The 15,874-nt window shown below is 41.1% G+C and carries 16 protein-coding genes and 1 riboswitch; of the genes, 4 read left to right on the top strand and 12 right to left on the bottom strand.

What is annotated here, in order from left to right; genetic code table 11:
* Positions 1-1,557, top strand: a 1,557-nt coding sequence (locus PN447_RS09100; RefSeq protein ID WP_334311093.1) for a type ISP restriction/modification enzyme, incomplete at its 5' end; no start/stop codon positions are given.
* Between the two features lie 58 nt (positions 1,558-1,615).
* On the opposite strand, the gene PN447_RS09095 is transcribed toward PN447_RS09100, so the two are convergent.
* Positions 1,616-2,926 carry an aminopeptidase P N-terminal domain-containing protein gene (locus PN447_RS09095; protein ID WP_271762505.1) on the bottom strand — a complete coding sequence of 437 codons (1,311 nt, stop codon included), beginning with the start codon at positions 2,924-2,926 and terminating at the stop codon, positions 1,616-1,618.
* A 367-nt stretch (positions 2,927-3,293) separates the two neighbouring features.
* Here PN447_RS09095 and PN447_RS09090 point away from each other — a divergent pair, with 367 nt between their 5' ends.
* Entirely contained in the window at positions 3,294-4,529 is a 1,236-nt protein-coding gene (locus tag PN447_RS09090; protein ID WP_271762502.1) for an FG-GAP repeat domain-containing protein, read from the top strand.
* Between the two features lie 114 nt (positions 4,530-4,643).
* Here the strand turns inward: PN447_RS09090 and PN447_RS09085 are convergent, their stop codons facing one another.
* The 9 genes from PN447_RS09085 to bchD all read right to left on the bottom strand — a co-directional run bounded on the left by PN447_RS09085 (position 4,644) and on the right by bchD (position 12,140).
* Positions 4,644-5,402 carry an MBL fold metallo-hydrolase gene (locus PN447_RS09085; protein WP_271762501.1) on the bottom strand — a complete coding sequence of 253 codons (759 nt, stop codon included), beginning with the start codon at positions 5,400-5,402 and terminating at the stop codon, positions 4,644-4,646.
* A 3-nt stretch (positions 5,403-5,405) separates the two neighbouring features.
* A complete protein-coding gene (locus PN447_RS09080; protein ID WP_271762500.1) occupies positions 5,406-6,005 on the bottom strand; it encodes an anthranilate synthase component II in 600 nt (199 codons plus the stop codon).
* A gap of 23 nt (positions 6,006-6,028) precedes the next feature.
* Positions 6,029-6,484, bottom strand: coding sequence for a diacylglycerol kinase family protein (locus PN447_RS09075; RefSeq protein ID WP_271762499.1), 456 nt, complete (start codon positions 6,482-6,484; stop codon positions 6,029-6,031).
* A gap of 129 nt (positions 6,485-6,613) precedes the next feature.
* Positions 6,614-7,141, bottom strand: coding sequence for an rRNA maturation RNase YbeY (gene ybeY, locus PN447_RS09070; protein ID WP_271762508.1), 528 nt, complete (start codon positions 7,139-7,141; stop codon positions 6,614-6,616).
* Between the two features lie 39 nt (positions 7,142-7,180).
* Positions 7,181-7,333, bottom strand: coding sequence for a DUF3285 domain-containing protein (locus PN447_RS09065; RefSeq protein ID WP_271762498.1), 153 nt, complete (start codon positions 7,331-7,333; stop codon positions 7,181-7,183).
* Positions 7,334-7,475: 142 nt separating this feature from the next.
* A protein-coding gene (gene prfB, locus PN447_RS09060) for a peptide chain release factor 2 (RefSeq protein ID WP_271762497.1) occupies positions 7,476-8,598 on the bottom strand; the annotation gives its coding sequence in 2 pieces (ribosomal slippage) (positions 7,476-8,525 and positions 8,527-8,598; 1,122 coding nt in all).
* A gap of 105 nt (positions 8,599-8,703) precedes the next feature.
* Positions 8,704-9,198 (bottom strand): pentapeptide repeat-containing protein, encoded by a 495-nt coding sequence (locus PN447_RS09055; protein WP_271762496.1) that lies wholly within the window; start codon positions 9,196-9,198, stop codon positions 8,704-8,706.
* Positions 9,199-9,278: 80 nt separating this feature from the next.
* A complete protein-coding gene (locus PN447_RS09050; protein ID WP_271762494.1) occupies positions 9,279-10,007 on the bottom strand; it encodes a Bax inhibitor-1/YccA family protein in 729 nt (242 codons plus the stop codon).
* A gap of 90 nt (positions 10,008-10,097) precedes the next feature.
* Positions 10,098-12,140 carry a magnesium chelatase ATPase subunit D gene (gene bchD / locus PN447_RS09045; protein ID WP_271762507.1) on the bottom strand — a complete coding sequence of 681 codons (2,043 nt, stop codon included), beginning with the start codon at positions 12,138-12,140 and terminating at the stop codon, positions 10,098-10,100.
* 354 nt (positions 12,141-12,494) lie between these two features.
* A riboswitch (cyclic di-AMP (ydaO/yuaA leader) is annotated at positions 12,495-12,627 on the top strand.
* A 163-nt stretch (positions 12,628-12,790) separates the two neighbouring features.
* Between bchD and PN447_RS09040 the strand changes: the two genes are divergently transcribed.
* Entirely contained in the window at positions 12,791-13,399 is a 609-nt protein-coding gene (locus tag PN447_RS09040) for a universal stress protein (protein WP_271762506.1), read from the top strand.
* A gap of 119 nt (positions 13,400-13,518) precedes the next feature.
* Positions 13,519-14,856, top strand: coding sequence for an SLC13 family permease (locus PN447_RS09035; protein ID WP_271762492.1), 1,338 nt, complete (start codon positions 13,519-13,521; stop codon positions 14,854-14,856).
* A 176-nt stretch (positions 14,857-15,032) separates the two neighbouring features.
* Here the strand turns inward: PN447_RS09035 and PN447_RS09030 are convergent, their stop codons facing one another.
* Both PN447_RS09030 and PN447_RS09025 read right to left on the bottom strand, forming a co-directional pair.
* Positions 15,033-15,251 (bottom strand): chlorophyll a/b-binding protein, encoded by a 219-nt coding sequence (locus PN447_RS09030; protein WP_271762490.1) that lies wholly within the window; start codon positions 15,249-15,251, stop codon positions 15,033-15,035.
* A 43-nt stretch (positions 15,252-15,294) separates the two neighbouring features.
* On the bottom strand, positions 15,295-15,507 hold the full coding sequence (locus PN447_RS09025; protein WP_271762489.1) for a chlorophyll a/b-binding protein: 213 nt from the start codon (positions 15,505-15,507) through the stop codon (positions 15,295-15,297).
* Positions 15,508-15,874: the final 367 nt, after the last annotated feature.

Here is a 15,874-nt window from a genome sequence, read left to right as displayed (position 1 = left end):
GCTTATGCTATATTTCACAGTCCCACCTATCGCAGCAGATACGCAGAATTTCTCAAAATAGATTTTCCCCGTCTCCCCTTAACTAGTAACAAGCAATTATTTAAGTCCTTAACTACCAGAGGAGAAGAATTAGTAAATTTACATTTAATGAAATCTCCCACCCTAAATAATTTAATTACCACATTCACCGAGGGGGATAACCAAGTTACTCAAGTAACTTATAATTCAGAATTACAAAGAGTGTATATCAATCAACAGAGTTATTTTACAGATATTCCTCAACATATCTGGGAATTTAAAATCGGTGGATATCAAGTATTAGATAAATGGTTAAAAGATAGAAAGAATAGTCATCGGGTCTTGTCAGTAGCAGAAATTAACCACTATCAAAAAATTGTGGTTGCGTTAACGGAAACCTTACGGTTAATGGAGGAAATTGATGGTTTAATTCCTGGGTTACCGATTGAAAAGGATTTTGATTTAACTACGGAATATCATCAGGGTTGGAGGGTGACAGATATTCTACCTGTAAATTCCACAGGGGTAAAAACTCACCGTGACCATTTTGTTATAGATTTTGATTTAGAACCACTCCGTCAAAGAATAGAAGATTTTAGAGATTTAAGTATCACAGATGAACATATATGTCAGATGTACAATCTGGGTGATACTCGTGACTGGAAACTTAGTACAAAGCGAAAATTGTTAGCTAATAATAAATATTGGTTATCTTATTTTAGTACTTGTTTGTATCGTCCTTTTGATACACGATTTTATTATCATCATCAAGATGTTGTCGAACTTACCAGAAATGAAGTGATGCAAAATATGGTAAATTGTGGAAATTTAGCCTTAGTTTTGTGTCGTCAACAATCACAACCAGGAAAATGGTATTTAGTCAGTGTATCCAATCAAATTATAGAATGTTGTGCTATTTCTAATAAAACCAGAGAAACTAACTATTTATTCCCCCTCTACCTTTACCCAAATACAGAAAATCAACAAACTAACCTATCCCCCAAATTCCTAGAAACCATCAACACCAAACTAGGTCAAACACCAACCCCAGAAGAAATACTTTACTATGCTTATGCTATATTTCACAGTCCCACCTATCGCACCAGATACGCAGAATTTCTCAAAATAGATTTTCCCCGTCTCCCCTTAACTAGTAACAAGCAATTATTTAACTCCTTAACTACCAGAGGAGAAGAATTAGTAAATTTACATTTAATGAAATCTCCCACCCTGAATAATTTAATTACCACATTCGCTCAGGGGGATAACCAAGTTACTCAAGTAACCTATAATTCAGAATTACAAAGAGTGTATATCAATCAACACAGTTATTTTACAGATATTCCTCAACATATCTGGGAATTTAAAATCGGTGGATATCAAGTATTGGATAAATGGTTAAAAGATAGAAAGAATAGTCATCGTGTCTTGTCAGTAGCAGAAATTAATCACTATCAAAAAATTGTGGTTGTGTTAACGGAAACTTTACGGTTAATGGAGGAAATTGATGGTTTAATTCCTGGGTTCCCGATTGAATAAGCTCAAAGTCTTTAATCTCTTGTAAGTTTGTAGGGATGGGTAAACCATCCCATTTATATTATCTTTCCACTGCTGTAACTTCCTTGGGAACCCCAGCGGTTAACACTTCATGACCTGTGGGTGTGACTAAAACGTCATCTTCAATGCGAATACCAATACCCACCCAGCGGGGGTGAGTTTCTGCTTGGTCTTCTGGTAATTTGGTATCTGGGACTATATAAATTCCTGGTTCCACTGTTAGCACTTGACCAGGTTGTAAAATCTGGGGTTTATCTTCACCATACTGGTACACACCCACATCATGGACATCTAAACCTAACCAATGACTGGTGCGGTGCATATAATAGGGTTTATACTTTTCTTCTTCTATTAACTTGTCAACTTCGCCCTTGAGAATACCAACTTCTACTAAACCTTGGGTAATTACACGCACAGCAGTATTATGAACCGCGTTAAAAGTGTTACCTGGTTTGACTTGGGCGATCGCCTGTTTTTGGGCTTCTAAAACAATCTCATACAATATCTTTTGTTCTGGGGTGAACTTACCCCCTACGGGAAATGTCCTGGTAATGTCAGAGTTGTAATAACCATATGCACAACCAGCATCAATCAGCAGCAATTCTTGATCCTGCATTTGCCGTTGATTTTCGATGTAATGCAATACACAAGCATTCACACCAGAAGCCACAATAGAAGGATAAGCTGGACCCATCCCGCCCCGCAACCTAAAAATATGTTCTATTTCCGCCTGGATTTCGTATTCATAACGTCCAGGGGATGTCAATTCTCTGGCGCGGTTATGTGCTTCTGCGGCGATCGCTGCAGCTTGGCGCATTAATTCTAATTCCGCCTCACTTTTTACTAATCTCATGGTGCTGAGAATAGTTCCGGTGTCCGAAATACCCACAGGACCTGTACCACGTTTGGGATAGGTTCGCAGTAAACTTTGGTAGTTCTTAAGTATTATATCATTAAAAGTGCGATCGCGGCCGAAATGATAGTAAATACGATCAGCTTTTTCCAAATACTGGGGTAATTTTTCCTCCAGTTCCCCTATAGGGTAAGCAGCATCTGCGCCATAAATTTCTTTAGCTCCATCCACCCCACAAACGTAACCAGTCCAAACTTCCTTTTCTCTATCCTTGGGTTGCACAAACAATATAAAGCGATGTTCTGGGTGGTGTGGTGCTAACACTGCTACTGCTTGGGGTTCATTAAACCCCGTCAGATAGAAAAAATCACTATCTTGGCGATAAGTATATTCTACATCATTGTGCATCACCGCCATGGGCGCACTGCGAAAAATCGCCGTACCATTACCAATTTTTGCCATGAATTCTTGGCGACGTTGTTGATATTCTGCTTGCATAGCTACTTAAATTTTGACTTCTAGTATTATTGTACACTTCTAAATCATCTAGATTGGGTCAGTTGCTCCTGATATCAATTATTTTAGCCAATCTTGATTTCCATAGTCACTATCTGCATTTAATCAATTAAATATATATTTTCGATCATCAAGTTAGGGAATCAAAACATGATGCTTATATTGTCTGTAAAAAATGATAATTAAATCAAATTATCCTTGATTTCCTAGATATCTATAAAACCTGACATTTATAAAGAATAAATGTTTATCAATTAAATTATCAGCCAAAAATAATGTTTTTTAAATACAGAAATTCATCCAAAAAAAGAGATAAAAGTGGGATAACCACCAGTGATAAGAAAACAGTATGCCTACACAACAAAACCCCTCTGTATTTGACGAGACGATACAAAATTCATATGACCAATCCTTGGTAAAGTCAGCGCTATTAGTATCTAATGATCCTGGATTAGATGCTAGTTTACCAACAAGTAGTAGTTCATCACAAGTAAATTTTCTCCCATCACTTCCGAATCTATTTGGAGGAGCTAACCCCAACCCTAATCCTTACTTAACAAGTGCGGCCATTGTCCCTGATTTCAATGGCGATGGTAAAGCAGATAAGCTGTGGTTAAATACTCAAACAGGGGAAATCATCATTCGCCTCATGGAAGGTTCCAGAGTGCAGCAAGAGGCTTCTCTAGGTCAATTTGACTTATCATCTATGGGTTATGAAATCGCTGATTTCAATGGTGATGGCAAAACTGACTTCTTGTTACGTAATCAAGTCACAGGGGAAAATCGCATTGTGCTAATGGATGGTACAAGAATTGCTAATACCATAGCACTAGATACGGTTGACCCAACTTGGAAAGCTCAAATTGGCGACTTTAATGGCGATCGCAAAACCGATATTTTCTGGCATAATACCGAAAACGGTCAAACTGCTATTTGGACAATGGATGGTATTAATGTTGTCGATGCCTCCCTGTTGGAAGCAGTAGAAACATCTTATACACCCACTATTGTTGATTTCACTGGTAATGGTAGAAGTGATATCTTCTGGCGCAATAGCGAAACCGGTGAAAACAAACTTTGGTTGATGAATGGAACCACTAAAAACGAATTTGCTCTCCAATCCCAAGACTCATCTTGGGACTTTACCCTAGGGGATTTTAACGGTGACTTGAGAACTGATATCCTGTGGCGTAACAGTGAAACAGGAGAGAACAAGATTTGGTCTATGAATGGTATCATAATTACCGAATCTAATTTAGCAACCCTAGACTCATCCTGGACATCATCCATTGGTGACTTTAATGGCGACGGTAAAACTGATATCTTCTGGCATAATCAGGTAACTGGTGAGAATACCGCCTGGATCATGGATGGAACAACAGTTGCTTCTGAAGCCTTCCTACCTAACACCCAGCCTGGTTTAATGCTGTCATTAGGAGATTTTGATGGTAACGGTACAACTGATATCTACTGGCGTGATACACAAACCGGTGTAGATAGAATTTGGTCTATGGATGGAACAATAGCAACTGAGTCTTTTGTTGCTGAAGAAGATAGATTTACACCAGAATGGTTAACTGCCTAAAAGTCATTTTTCGATATTGCTAGTCTGAAATTACAACAGGGGTAATTCATGAATTACCCCTATTCATTAAATCGCCAGATTTACTGCAAAAATGCTTACTAATTAAAATATTAATTAAAACCTATAGGTTAAAACCCTAATCTCACTCTTTTGGGGCAGATTATTAGCACTAATAGTAATTATATCATTATTACTACGACTTACAGTCATCCCCTGCATCAAACTCAGAAATTCATCCACTGGGGAAATATCACATACATCATTAGCCGCTTGTGTACGGTAGTGAGTGGGAATTACCAATTTAGGATTTAACAACCCAGTCACCTGCTGGGCTTCTTGGGCATTATAGGCCTTATCACTACCCCCCACTGGAATTAACAAGACATCAGGACGACCCATCAAAATTCGTTGCTCAATCCCAATCGGCCCCGCAGCACCTCCTAAATGGAGAATCTTAATTCCCCCTTGTTCCCAACTCCAAGCGGTATTCATCCCAAATTGTCTACCACCTTTGCGATCATGGTCTATAGCAATTCCCTGTAACTGAATACCTTTAAACTCGTAAGCACCAGGTGCATATACTAGCTTGGGGGTTCCCGGTAGTCCATCTACCGCACCTTCATCTAGTAATTTACTGCTAATCATGACTAAATCCGCCTCGACTCTGGGCGGACGATAGCCAGCTGTACAGCCAGCTGTGTGAAATGGATTAACCAAAATCCTCACACCGCTACCAGTAAATAAAAAGCAAGTATGACCCAACCACTGAACTGATAAAGCCGGAGATTTTGCGTCAGCCTTGCGGCCTAAATTACTCAGCAGTGCTGTCACTAACCCCGTACCACCATAGCCCATCAACTCTCGTCGGTTCATAAATTACCCTGTCGGCTGTAATTGTTCCAGAAAGTTTCGTAATAACTGCTTTCCTGAAGATGTTAAAACACTCTCTGGATGAAACTGGACGCCCTGAATGTGAGGATAGTTCCGGTGTCTCACCCCCATAATAGTACCATCCTCAACCCAAGCGGTGATTTCTAACACCTCTGGGCAGCTGTCACGGTCAATCACTAAACTATGATATCTGGTGGCTACCATCGGATTTTCTAAACCCTGGAAAACACCTACTCCCGTGTGAGACACTTGGGAGGTTTTACCATGCATCAAATCCGCAGCTGAGACGATTTTACCACCGAATACTTGACCAATGCTTTGATGCCCTAAGCAAACACCCAAAATTGGTAAGTTGTGACCTAGCTGTTTAATCACATCTTGGGAGATGCCCGCGTTTTCTGGACGACCAGGACCCGGAGAAATTACTATTAGATTGGGATTTAATGCCCTAATTTCCTCCACTGTAATTTTGTCGTTGCGAAAAACTTGAATATCTGAGGCCACAGGAAACTCTACTGCTAGTTCTCCGAGATACTGCACCAGATTATATGTAAAACTGTCATAATTATCTATGACTATAATCAAAGCCGATCACTCCTGGTTTTTATCTAGAAATTTGACAGAATTAAAATCACTAGAGGTGGTAGCAACAGGGTAGCCGCCACCACCACAGCTACTAAGGCTGATATCAGTACAGCACCAGCGGCGCAATCTTTGGCAATTTTAGCTAACTCGTGATAGGTCTGCTTCACTGTTAAGTCTACCAGGGACTCAATGGCTGTATTGATTAATTCCAATGCTAATACTAAACCACTAGTTATACTAATGACCGCAATTTCTACCCCTTGCAGGTGCAGGAAAATGCTTAAGGCGATCGCCAGAGCACATACACTTAAGTGGATACGAAAGTTGCGTTGAGTGTGAAAGGTGTAGCTAATTCCAGCCCAGGCATATTTAAAGCTAATGAATAAATTAGAAGCAACTCGCCAGGACAGTTCCCGTTCCTTAGTAATCAGCGTTGGTAGGCAGTTTTGTGTTGATGGAGGGGAAACTTGTTGGGACATAAGCCTAAAAATAGAATGATAAAGTAATTACAGAAGAATCTCACTGATGTGACAATTTCCGATCAGGCAATCAACTTTGAGGCACTTTTCTACAGCAGTATTATAGACATTTCTTGACATAAATACCATCTAATATTCAATGTCAATATTAATACTAATTAAACTCAATAATTCTACTTGCTGCTTGAGCATTTGCATCAACTGCTCTTCATCTGGATGATCCCAACCCAACAGATGTAATAGCCCATGGGCGGCTAACCAAGCTAATTCGGTTGGTAAACTGTGTCCCTGCTGTTGTGCTTGACGTTGAGCCGTATTTACCGAAATAACAATATCACCTAGATACAAAGGTTCATCCTGCATTTCCGGATTTTGAGGAAAATCTACTTCCAATGTGGCAAAAGATAAAACGTCTGTTGGTTTATTTTGATGACGATATTCAGCATTCAATAACTGAATTTCCTTGTCATCTGTCAAACGCAGCCCGATTTCATAACCCGGCGCACGAGGAAGATCAGGTTGTAGACTTGACAACCAGCGACCAAACCAGTCTTCCCAAGTTTCCCTAGCAACTGGAATATAATTATACTCAAAATCTATAACTTCTCCTGAAGAGGATTGGTAAAACAAATCCTGCACATCTAGTTCAAGCACCAGTTATCAAATCTCCTCCCGGGTTTTCATGTTGGTTAATTCTTACCGAGTTAGGTAAGCAAGACCCACTAACACAGCTAAAAGGCCTACAGCGGTAAGCGCAAAGTGTTTCATGGAAGTACCTCCCTTGCGCACCATGTTTCGCATGGCAAGTTTTACGTAGCTAGGTTTGGGTTCTGTGGGGGAGTTGCTCATAATATTTTGACTACAACACTCTTTTATTTACCAATGTAACAGTTTACTGGGGAATTGACTCCCATTTTACCGATTTTGTCCCAGAAAGCTGATCAGAGCGGGAGTCAGCAACAATCAATCAAACTCCCCCCTAAATCTTTGGTTAGATAGCAATGTTTTCTACCAGCTGGCTTTCTTGCCGTAGATAAGCTTGAATAAACAAATCAAGCTCGCCATTCATCACATCACCTACCGCTGTTGTTTCCACATTGGTACGCAAATCCTTGACCATTTGGTAAGGGTGAAAAACATAATTGCGAATTTGGTTACCCCAAGAAGCTTCCACCATATCGCCGCGAATTTCAGCCACTTCTTGGGCTTTTTGCTCTCTAGCAATCACCAGCAGTTTAGCCTTCAGGCGCGCCAGGGCTTTCTCTTTGTTTTGCAACTGAGAGCGTTCTTCAGTACAACGTACTGCAATACCAGTGGGTAAGTGAACAATCCGTACTGCTGTTTCTACTTTGTTGACATTCTGCCCACCTTTACCGCCAGCCCTAGATGTAGTCACTTCTAAATCCTTGTCTGGAATGTCCAGTTGTACAGAGTTATCTAACTGTGGCATCACTTCTACCCCAGCAAAACTGGTTTGTCGCTTACCGTTAGCATTAAAAGGTGAAATGCGTACTAAGCGATGGGTGCCTGTTTCCGATCGCAAATAACCATAAGCATAGCGGCCAGTAATTTCCAGGGTTGCTGATTTTATACCCGCTTCATCACCCTCTGATTCTTCCGCTAAAGTCACCTTGTAGCCGTGAGCTTCTGCCCAACGGGTATACATTCGCATCAGCATAAAAGCCCAGTCTTGGGCATCTGTACCACCAGCACCAGCATTAATTGTCAATACTGCCCCCTCAGCATCATAGGGACCAGCAAGCAACTGTTGTAATTCCCACTGGTCTAGTTCGCGATTCAGCTGAGTAACTGTAGATTCTGCTTCTTCTAATAGTGCCGCATCGGTTTCTAGTTCCAACAACTCTACCACAGCCTTGGTATCTTCCAGACTGGCTCGCCACTGATGATATTGTTCCAGGTGGTCTTTGAGGTCGTTAAGTTCTTGCAGTGTTTTTTGAGCTTCTGTCTGCTCGTTCCAGAATTCTGGCTGTGCAGCGATTTGTTCTAAATCTTGTATTTTGGCATTTAGCGCGGGTATGTCAAAGATAGTCCTGGGCTTTACCCAGACGACCGGACAATGTTTCGATTTCGCGTTTTAGTTCTAGTACTTCCATAGAGCTTGCTAAATTGGGGAGCGCTTTTGGTGGATATTGTTAAGTTGATTTATTTTTGATTGTAGCTGTAATTGGGCGACTTCTCTTGTAGGCTATGGAGTAGTGTTATCTCCTCAACCCAATTACTCGTTCTAGGTCAGCTGCTGTAAAGTTGGCTCCGGTAACATCTGCATTACTGAAATTGGCTGCAGCTAAATCCGCTCCTTGAAAATTTGCCCCTCTGAGATTTGCCCCTGTGAAATTCACTTCCTCTAAGTCCGCTGCTGTAAAGTTGGCTCCACTGAGATTAGCATTGCTCAAATTGGCTTGTGCCAAATCGGCACCCGATAAATCAGTGTTACTCAGGTTAGCACCCCTTAGGTCTGCTCTCTCTAGATCACAACCCGGACATTGACGATTTGACAGCAACTGATTAATTGCACCACTGCTAGTTATGTTTTGATCTACTGGTTGAGCGATCACACTGGAGTTAGTACCCTTCTGCTCAGAGCTAAATTCATTGGGGTTAATTGCTTGAATCTGCTTTGGTTGGGCACATCCGATAATTGTCCCAGAAATTAGCAGCGCAATCGTACTTGCCACTTTGTGGAGTTCTAACATCAAAATCATCCTCTCAGAAAATGTCATTAAAAATAATTTATCAGTCCCTCCCACACGGGGGATGGGGCAGTGGATTGTGCTTAATCCCTACTATTCAAGGCAATTAGTAACCGTAAGATAAACACAAACAAGTTGATGTAGGTGAGGTACATGGACAAAGCCGCCGGTAAATATTCGTCGTCCCTATAAGTACGGGGCAAGATGTAGAAGTCAACCACCGATACCCCAACAAATAGAAATACACCCAAACCGGAGATACCAATTTCTAACCAACTGGGGGTGTAAACACCAAACATCGCCAATACAAATTGGGTCAAGACCACAACTACCAAGGCCATCACCCCTAAGCTGATAGTTTTGGTCAAGGCCATGCCGTCATTTTCCGAGAGATTGGATCCAATTTGACGGGCGACAATAAAGGTGATACCACAACCTAGGGCTGCCAACCCCACACCTTGAATACCTACCCCTTGGGTTTGCAAGGCCAGGAAGACTAAACCACTCAGGGTATATCCAGATAAGAGTCCGTAGGTTGCTAATAGAGGTAATGCTACAGTCTTATTGCCTTTTTCAGCAACATTACGGGCGACAAAAAATAAAATTAACTCCACAATCATCGCACCAATGAAGGTGGGGAAGAAAATACCGGGATTGGTACGGATAACGCCCAAACCACCATAGGTTCCCAAGGCGGTTAGCACCAGACCACCACCAACATAGGGTAGGGCATTGGCAATGACATTGGGGCCAATCAGCGACTGAGTTCTAGCCTCGCGAATAGCATCGCGAAAGTTGCTGGTATTGCTCATAAGTCGATTTTGGAGAGATAAACATTCGCTTTACCTCCATTTATACCAACATTTCCTATTAATAGCTAGGTGGCCTGGTGATAGTGGTAATTATCGGGATTTCAGATCCGCGATCGCACCTTTAGTCATGGCAGCAATGGTTTTATCACTAGCTTTAGGCAAATGATAATACTTACCTCCCGCTGTTTGTGCTAATTCTTTAGCAAAACCCGTGGACACAAACTTACTCTCGGTATCAATTACCAATAGCTGCATTCCTCCGGCGCGAATTCTCCCGGCAATATCTAATAGTTCTGCTTTGATGTCTGGCTTTTCTCCTGGTTCTAAGGTTTCACCTAGAGATCGCGCCAAGGGAATATTACCCCGCCCATCCGTAATTGCCACAATCACCACTTGCCCCACATCTCCACTCATTTCTGAATTGACACCCACCCTTACCGCTTGAGTTAAACCATGTGCTAAGGGTGAACCACCACCACAAGGTAATCTTTCTAGGCGGTTACGTGCCAGAGCTATAGAACGGGTTGGAGGTAACAATACTTCTGCTTGTTCTCCCCGGAAAGGAATCAATGCTACTTGGTCACGGTTTTGATAAGCCTCCGTTAACAGTTGCATCACAGCCCCTTTAGCTGATTGCATCCGGTTGAGAGCCATGGAACCCGAAGCATCAACTACAAATACTATCAAGGCTCCCGCTTTGCGTACCAAGCGCTTGGCACGGATATCGCTTTGCTCCACAATAACTCTTTTACCCGGGTGTCTTGCCCTTCTGGCTTTTTGATAGGGTGCAGCCGCCCTAAGTGTAGCATCTACGGCAATGCGGCGCACTTTCCCTTTGGGTAACATGGGCTTAATATAGCGTCCCCTGTCTTCGGAAAAAATCATACTCCGACTGCCAGATTTACCCTGACGCTTGGCCATTTGGGCAAAATAAAGCACGCTGTCATCCAGAATTACCCCTTCTGGGTCAAAAATAAATTCCTCTGGAACATCAGGGGGTTCTTGTTCCTGTTCTTGTTCTTGTTCTTCTTGTTCCTGTTCTTCCTGTTCTTGTTCTTCCTCGTCCTGTTGATCCTCTTCTTGTTGATTTTGAGGGGGTGGGGGTGGGGGTGGTGGTGGTTGGTCTGGTGGTGGGGTTTGGACAATTGTTGAACGTGGGACAATGACAAACTCCACAGCCCGGCGTAAATCTTCGGCGTTGACTGTTGTCCTTCCTTCTAAAGCCGCCGCAGCTTTAGCTACACGCACGGCGAATAATTCCGCCCGATGTCCTTCCACTCCTCCGCGAATGGCTTCATTGACTAAATAGGTAATTTGTTCTAGGGTGATGGTTACTTCTTTCAACCATTCCCTCGCTAGGATAATTTGGGTTTTTAACCCGTCTAAATCTTCTGCGTATTGCTCCAGAAATGCTTGGGGGGATTTAGCATAGGCGATCGCTTGCTCCACAGCTGTTACTCTTTGATCTAGTCCCAGGACACCATCAGCAGAAAGAGTGATGGCAATTCTATCTAGTAAATGCTCCCTTAATCCTCCTTCTTCTGGGTTATAGGTGGCTATAAATAAGGATTTGCAAGGATGCTGAAAACTAATTCCTTCCCGCTCAATTTGGTTACGTCCCTCGGATAAGACTGTGAGCAGCTGATTTGATATTTGGTCATCTAATAAATTCAACTCATCCACATACAGCACCCCTCGGTTAGCTGTGGCAAGTAACCCAGGCTGAAAAATTGTATCACCCTGCTTTACAGACTGTTCTACATCTACAGAACCTAATAGTCTGTCTTCTGTGACTCCCAAGGGAATTTGGACAAATGGCGCCGGAATAATTTCCGTGGGTACTTCTGTAATATCTTGATCTGCATACTCTGCTAACAGATCATCATCCCAGTCTTCTGGGCGGTTGGGATCGCAGTTACTCATCGAGGCTTTCACAACTTCGATGGGTGGTAGTAAGGCGTGGATAGCACGCGCCATTACTGATTTTGCCGTACCGCGACGGCCGGCGATCGCCACTCCTCCTAAACCAGGATCAACTGCTGCTAACAACAAGGCTAATTTAATTGCTTCTTGACCGACTACAGCTGTCAAGGGGAAGGCTGTGATTGTAGGGTTAATAGTAGGCGCGGGCATGGTTGGCACAATAGCTAGTCTCGGCTTTTAGCATAGCAATTTTTGGCACCTTCAACATGGCACGTGCTTTCTTGTCCATTGTGACTATAGTAATTTTACTTGTTTTTATCGTTGCCATAGCAATAAATCTCAAACCTTGGAGAGCATTCTATGATCTTCATATAGAGTTGTACTTATTTCATCAATAATAATGACTCTGAACATGGGGTTATGCGATTACTAAATATAATGGCAATAGTCTCAAATTATATCAGAAAGTATCAATTTATTTACTATTTTTATGGTTAAAAGTATATAGTTATACGAATTTTTATTACAACTGGTTTCAATCCGGTTAAATTAGACTATAATCTGTTTAGTGGGTAGCCTAATTTAAATTCATAGAAATTGGATTTAAAACGGAGGAACCAATGTTTGGGGCTAATCTTAAGAGAGACACCTTCCAGTCTTAGCCCGTCAGCTAACTTCGTCGGCAATGGAAGGAACTCCCAAAACTTTGGCTTTAACACCAGTTGTTATTGGGGTTTCTTTGCGGATATTTCTCATTATATCCTTGCGATATACTATATCCGTTTTAACCTACTTCTCATTCATAACTTGTTCATAACTTGTTTCTTTGGGGAGAAGTCGAAATTGTGAATATAAAGCCAATGTTAGTGCGTCTACAAAGCGCCATAGGTAGAGACGATTTAACTGAGCAAATGGTACTATTACCAGAGTCCAAAAAACCATTTTCTCAAGCATTTAAGTCTCCCAAAATAATCGTTGCTTACCATGGTTCACCCAATAGTCATACGGCGCTGGATATAGCTTTCTGTATTGCACAGCAAACCCGTTTGGCCACAAATGTACTGAATGTACAGGCTGTGTATGTAGTAGAGAATCAACATAATCAGTTTCTAGATTCCTCAAATTTAGAGTCTCAGGTAACTCAAGTATCAAAATCTAATCTTCCTATCTTGACTCCATCAAAGTCGAGGGGAACAACACAATATTTACCGAAAGAATACATTCTTCCTCTTGAGCAAGCAGATAGAGTTTTATGGCAAGCGCGCAGCCTAGCGAAAGAATGGCAAAGTTATTTTAAATCTCATCTGAGGTTTGGTTGCGTGGCCACAGAACTAAAAAATGTTGTGGAATTAGAAGCTGCTGATATCTTATTTTTGGGATGTAAGTCTGCTGATCATACCATGGTGCAGATGCTGGGTTCTAATTTTCCCTGTGCCGTTTTAGGTATACCCCATTGTATTAATGAATAAATATTGCGTTGGATTAAATTAAAGCAATTTTCTATTTAATGAAAGTTGCATAAAAGTCACCTATATTGAGGTGGCTTTTTTCCCGAAAATATAATTTCCTTGAATTCCAGAGGTATATCGTGGAAAATTGGCAGGCATTTCTGAGTTTTTTCACATTTTTGGGCGTGATTGGTTTAGTGATAACGGAATGGATGCATCTAACTATTGCTGCATTTTTAGGAGCATTATTATTAGTTTTTACTAATATTATGAGTTTGGAGGAAGCAATTGACTATATCAGTAAAAGCCATGCCACCCTGGGTTTATTATTTGGCATTATGGTATTTGTGCGGGCATTTGAGTCTACTAAAGTATTTGATTATTTAGCTACTAAAATAGTACTCTTGGCTCAAGGCGAAGGCAAACGTCTTCTCATCAGTATTGTTGGAATTGTTACTCTTGTCTGTTCAGTTCTCCCCAATGCTACAACAGTGATGTTATTAGCGCCTTTAATTCCACCAATGGCACAAGAATTAGGAATAAATTTTGTCCCTCTACTAATTTTAACGGTTTTAGTTGCTAATAGTGCTGGACTACTCACCCTAGTTGGTGATCCTGCTACCTTTATTGTGGGGGATGCAGTTAATATCAGCTTTATAGATTATCTATATAATTTAAGCTTAGGAGGAGTGATTGCTGTCGGTGTGATCATACTATTTCTACCAATTTTATTCCGCAAAATTTGGCATACTAAACTAGATAGTTTAGCAGAACTCCCAAACCCACGAATCAATCACCCGCAAGTTGTAATGGTGGGTGGGGTGATTGTAGCTTTAGTATTAATAATTTTTGTTATCGGGGAATCTCTACCCATACCTATTTCACCAGCGGCCGCGGCTTTATTGGGTGCAGCTTTAGCTTTGCTACTATCTCACCACAGCAAAATTGATTCTGTTAACCATATACTGCGAGATGTTGACTGGAGTACATTAATATTTTTCATGAGTATTTTTGTGCTAATTGGGGGACTAGAAAAAACAGGGGTAATTAATGCTTTATCAGGTATATTGGCGACAATTATCGGTAAAAATATTTTCCTGGGTTCTTTAGTTTTGTTGTTTTTTGTGGGGATATTATCGAGTCTCGTACCCAACATTCCATTGGTAGTAGGGATGGTTCCTTTGCTTAAACAATATCTTGTCACAGTGGGATTAGTCAGCCCAGAAGTTCTAGTTACAAATTTTGATGGACAGTTTCCCCCGGAAGTGCTCCCAATGTTTTACGCTATGATGTTTGGTGCAACCTTAGGAGGAAATGGTACTTTAGTAGGAGCATCTTCTAACATAGTAGCCGCAGGTATTTCTGAGCAACACGGTCGTCCCATTTCTTTTAAAACTTTTCTTCATTATGGCCTACCAGTTACGATTGTACAACTCGTAGCGTTGGCGTTATATGTAATGGTTCGTTTTCTCTTGTGATAGTAGGGGTACTGTGCGCGTTTTCGGTAGAGTTCCATGGGGTGAGCAAGTTATTAAAAAGGCGGTCACCAATTTAGGTACCGCCTTTTTAATTTTGATTTGTATTATTGAAGAGTTAAGAACTGTGAATGTTTATTTGGGAATTAGCAACTACTCTCGACTTAGTCCTAGCATTTTCAAGACGAATATCTCAGAATGTGGAGTACGTCCCGTAAAACACTATATCCAGCCAAATCCCAAACTAAGTAAGCCAGAAAGCCAATCATTGCTAGGCGACCATTCCATAGTTCTGCTTGAGGGTTCCAACCAAAAATAAAGGCGTTGCGGTCAACACCGTTATAAGCTGTAGCTACTGGTGGTAAATCTGTAGAACGACGAGGTTCTTTAGTTTCCATGTTTTTACTCCCAAATCCAACTAAGTTATTAAATTTTTAATGGTTAACGACCAACCAGATGTAGTACGTCTCGTAGAACACTATATCCGGCTACATCCCAAAGTAAATAGGCTAGAAAGCCAATCATTGCAAAGCGACCATTCCAGATTTCGGCTTGAGGAGTCCAGCCAAATAGAAATGCATTCCTATCTCTGCCATTGTATTCCACCGCCACCGGTGGTAGGTTTGTGGAAGAACGCGTCTCTCGAGTTTCCATTTTTATTATCCAAAATTATTTATTGCTTAACCTTAATTTAGCTGTTTATCAGTAAGTTGCTTTCCCTCTGTAGGTACAAACTACACACGTCTTGCGGAGGATTATCATAAAGTTATAATTCTGGGCATATCCACCTTGAGGGGGTGATGAAAATCCTCAGCATAAATAAATGTAAATTAATAATTTGTTAAGGAGAATAATTCAGTCATAGCATTTCCCATGCTCGTGATGTACAAATTTTTTTAGTTTGGTTTTAAGGAACAAATTTGTGTGTACTTCATTAGCCTGAAAAAGGCTTGATTATTGTAGCTTGATAAAAAAGCATACTTAACAGTTAAATTATCAAACTTATACCTAGCTATAGATA

It is taken from the genome of Anabaena sp. CS-542/02 (assembly GCF_028331085.1).
Classification (GTDB): domain Bacteria; phylum Cyanobacteriota; class Cyanobacteriia; order Cyanobacteriales; family Nostocaceae; genus Anabaenopsis; species Anabaenopsis arnoldii.
Note: the sequence above shows the minus strand (reverse complement) of the source record. Positions and strands in the feature narration are given on the sequence as shown.

What these genes read in the sequence shown, in the direction of transcription:
- PN447_RS09095 (WP_271762505.1), bottom strand. Translation starts at nt 2,926, where the DNA reads ATGCAAGCAGAATATCAACAACGTCGCCAAGAATTCATGGCAAAAATT.
- bchD (WP_271762507.1), bottom strand. Translation starts at nt 12,140, where the DNA reads ATGCCCGCGCCTACTATTAACCCTACAATCACAGCCTTCCCCTTGACA.
- PN447_RS09090 (WP_271762502.1), top strand. Translation starts at nt 3,294, where the DNA reads ATGCCTACACAACAAAACCCCTCTGTATTTGACGAGACGATACAAAAT.
- PN447_RS09040 (WP_271762506.1), top strand. Translation starts at nt 12,791, where the DNA reads ATGTTAGTGCGTCTACAAAGCGCCATAGGTAGAGACGATTTAACTGAG.
- PN447_RS09085 (WP_271762501.1), bottom strand. Translation starts at nt 5,402, where the DNA reads ATGAACCGACGAGAGTTGATGGGCTATGGTGGTACGGGGTTAGTGACA.
- PN447_RS09055 (WP_271762496.1), bottom strand. Translation starts at nt 9,198, where the DNA reads ATGTTAGAACTCCACAAAGTGGCAAGTACGATTGCGCTGCTAATTTCT.
- PN447_RS09075 (WP_271762499.1), bottom strand. Translation starts at nt 6,484, where the DNA reads ATGTCCCAACAAGTTTCCCCTCCATCAACACAAAACTGCCTACCAACG.
- PN447_RS09065 (WP_271762498.1), bottom strand. Translation starts at nt 7,333, where the DNA reads ATGAGCAACTCCCCCACAGAACCCAAACCTAGCTACGTAAAACTTGCC.
- PN447_RS09030 (WP_271762490.1), bottom strand. Translation starts at nt 15,251, where the DNA reads ATGGAAACTAAAGAACCTCGTCGTTCTACAGATTTACCACCAGTAGCT.
- PN447_RS09025 (WP_271762489.1), bottom strand. Translation starts at nt 15,507, where the DNA reads ATGGAAACTCGAGAGACGCGTTCTTCCACAAACCTACCACCGGTGGCG.
- PN447_RS09050 (WP_271762494.1), bottom strand. Translation starts at nt 10,007, where the DNA reads ATGAGCAATACCAGCAACTTTCGCGATGCTATTCGCGAGGCTAGAACT.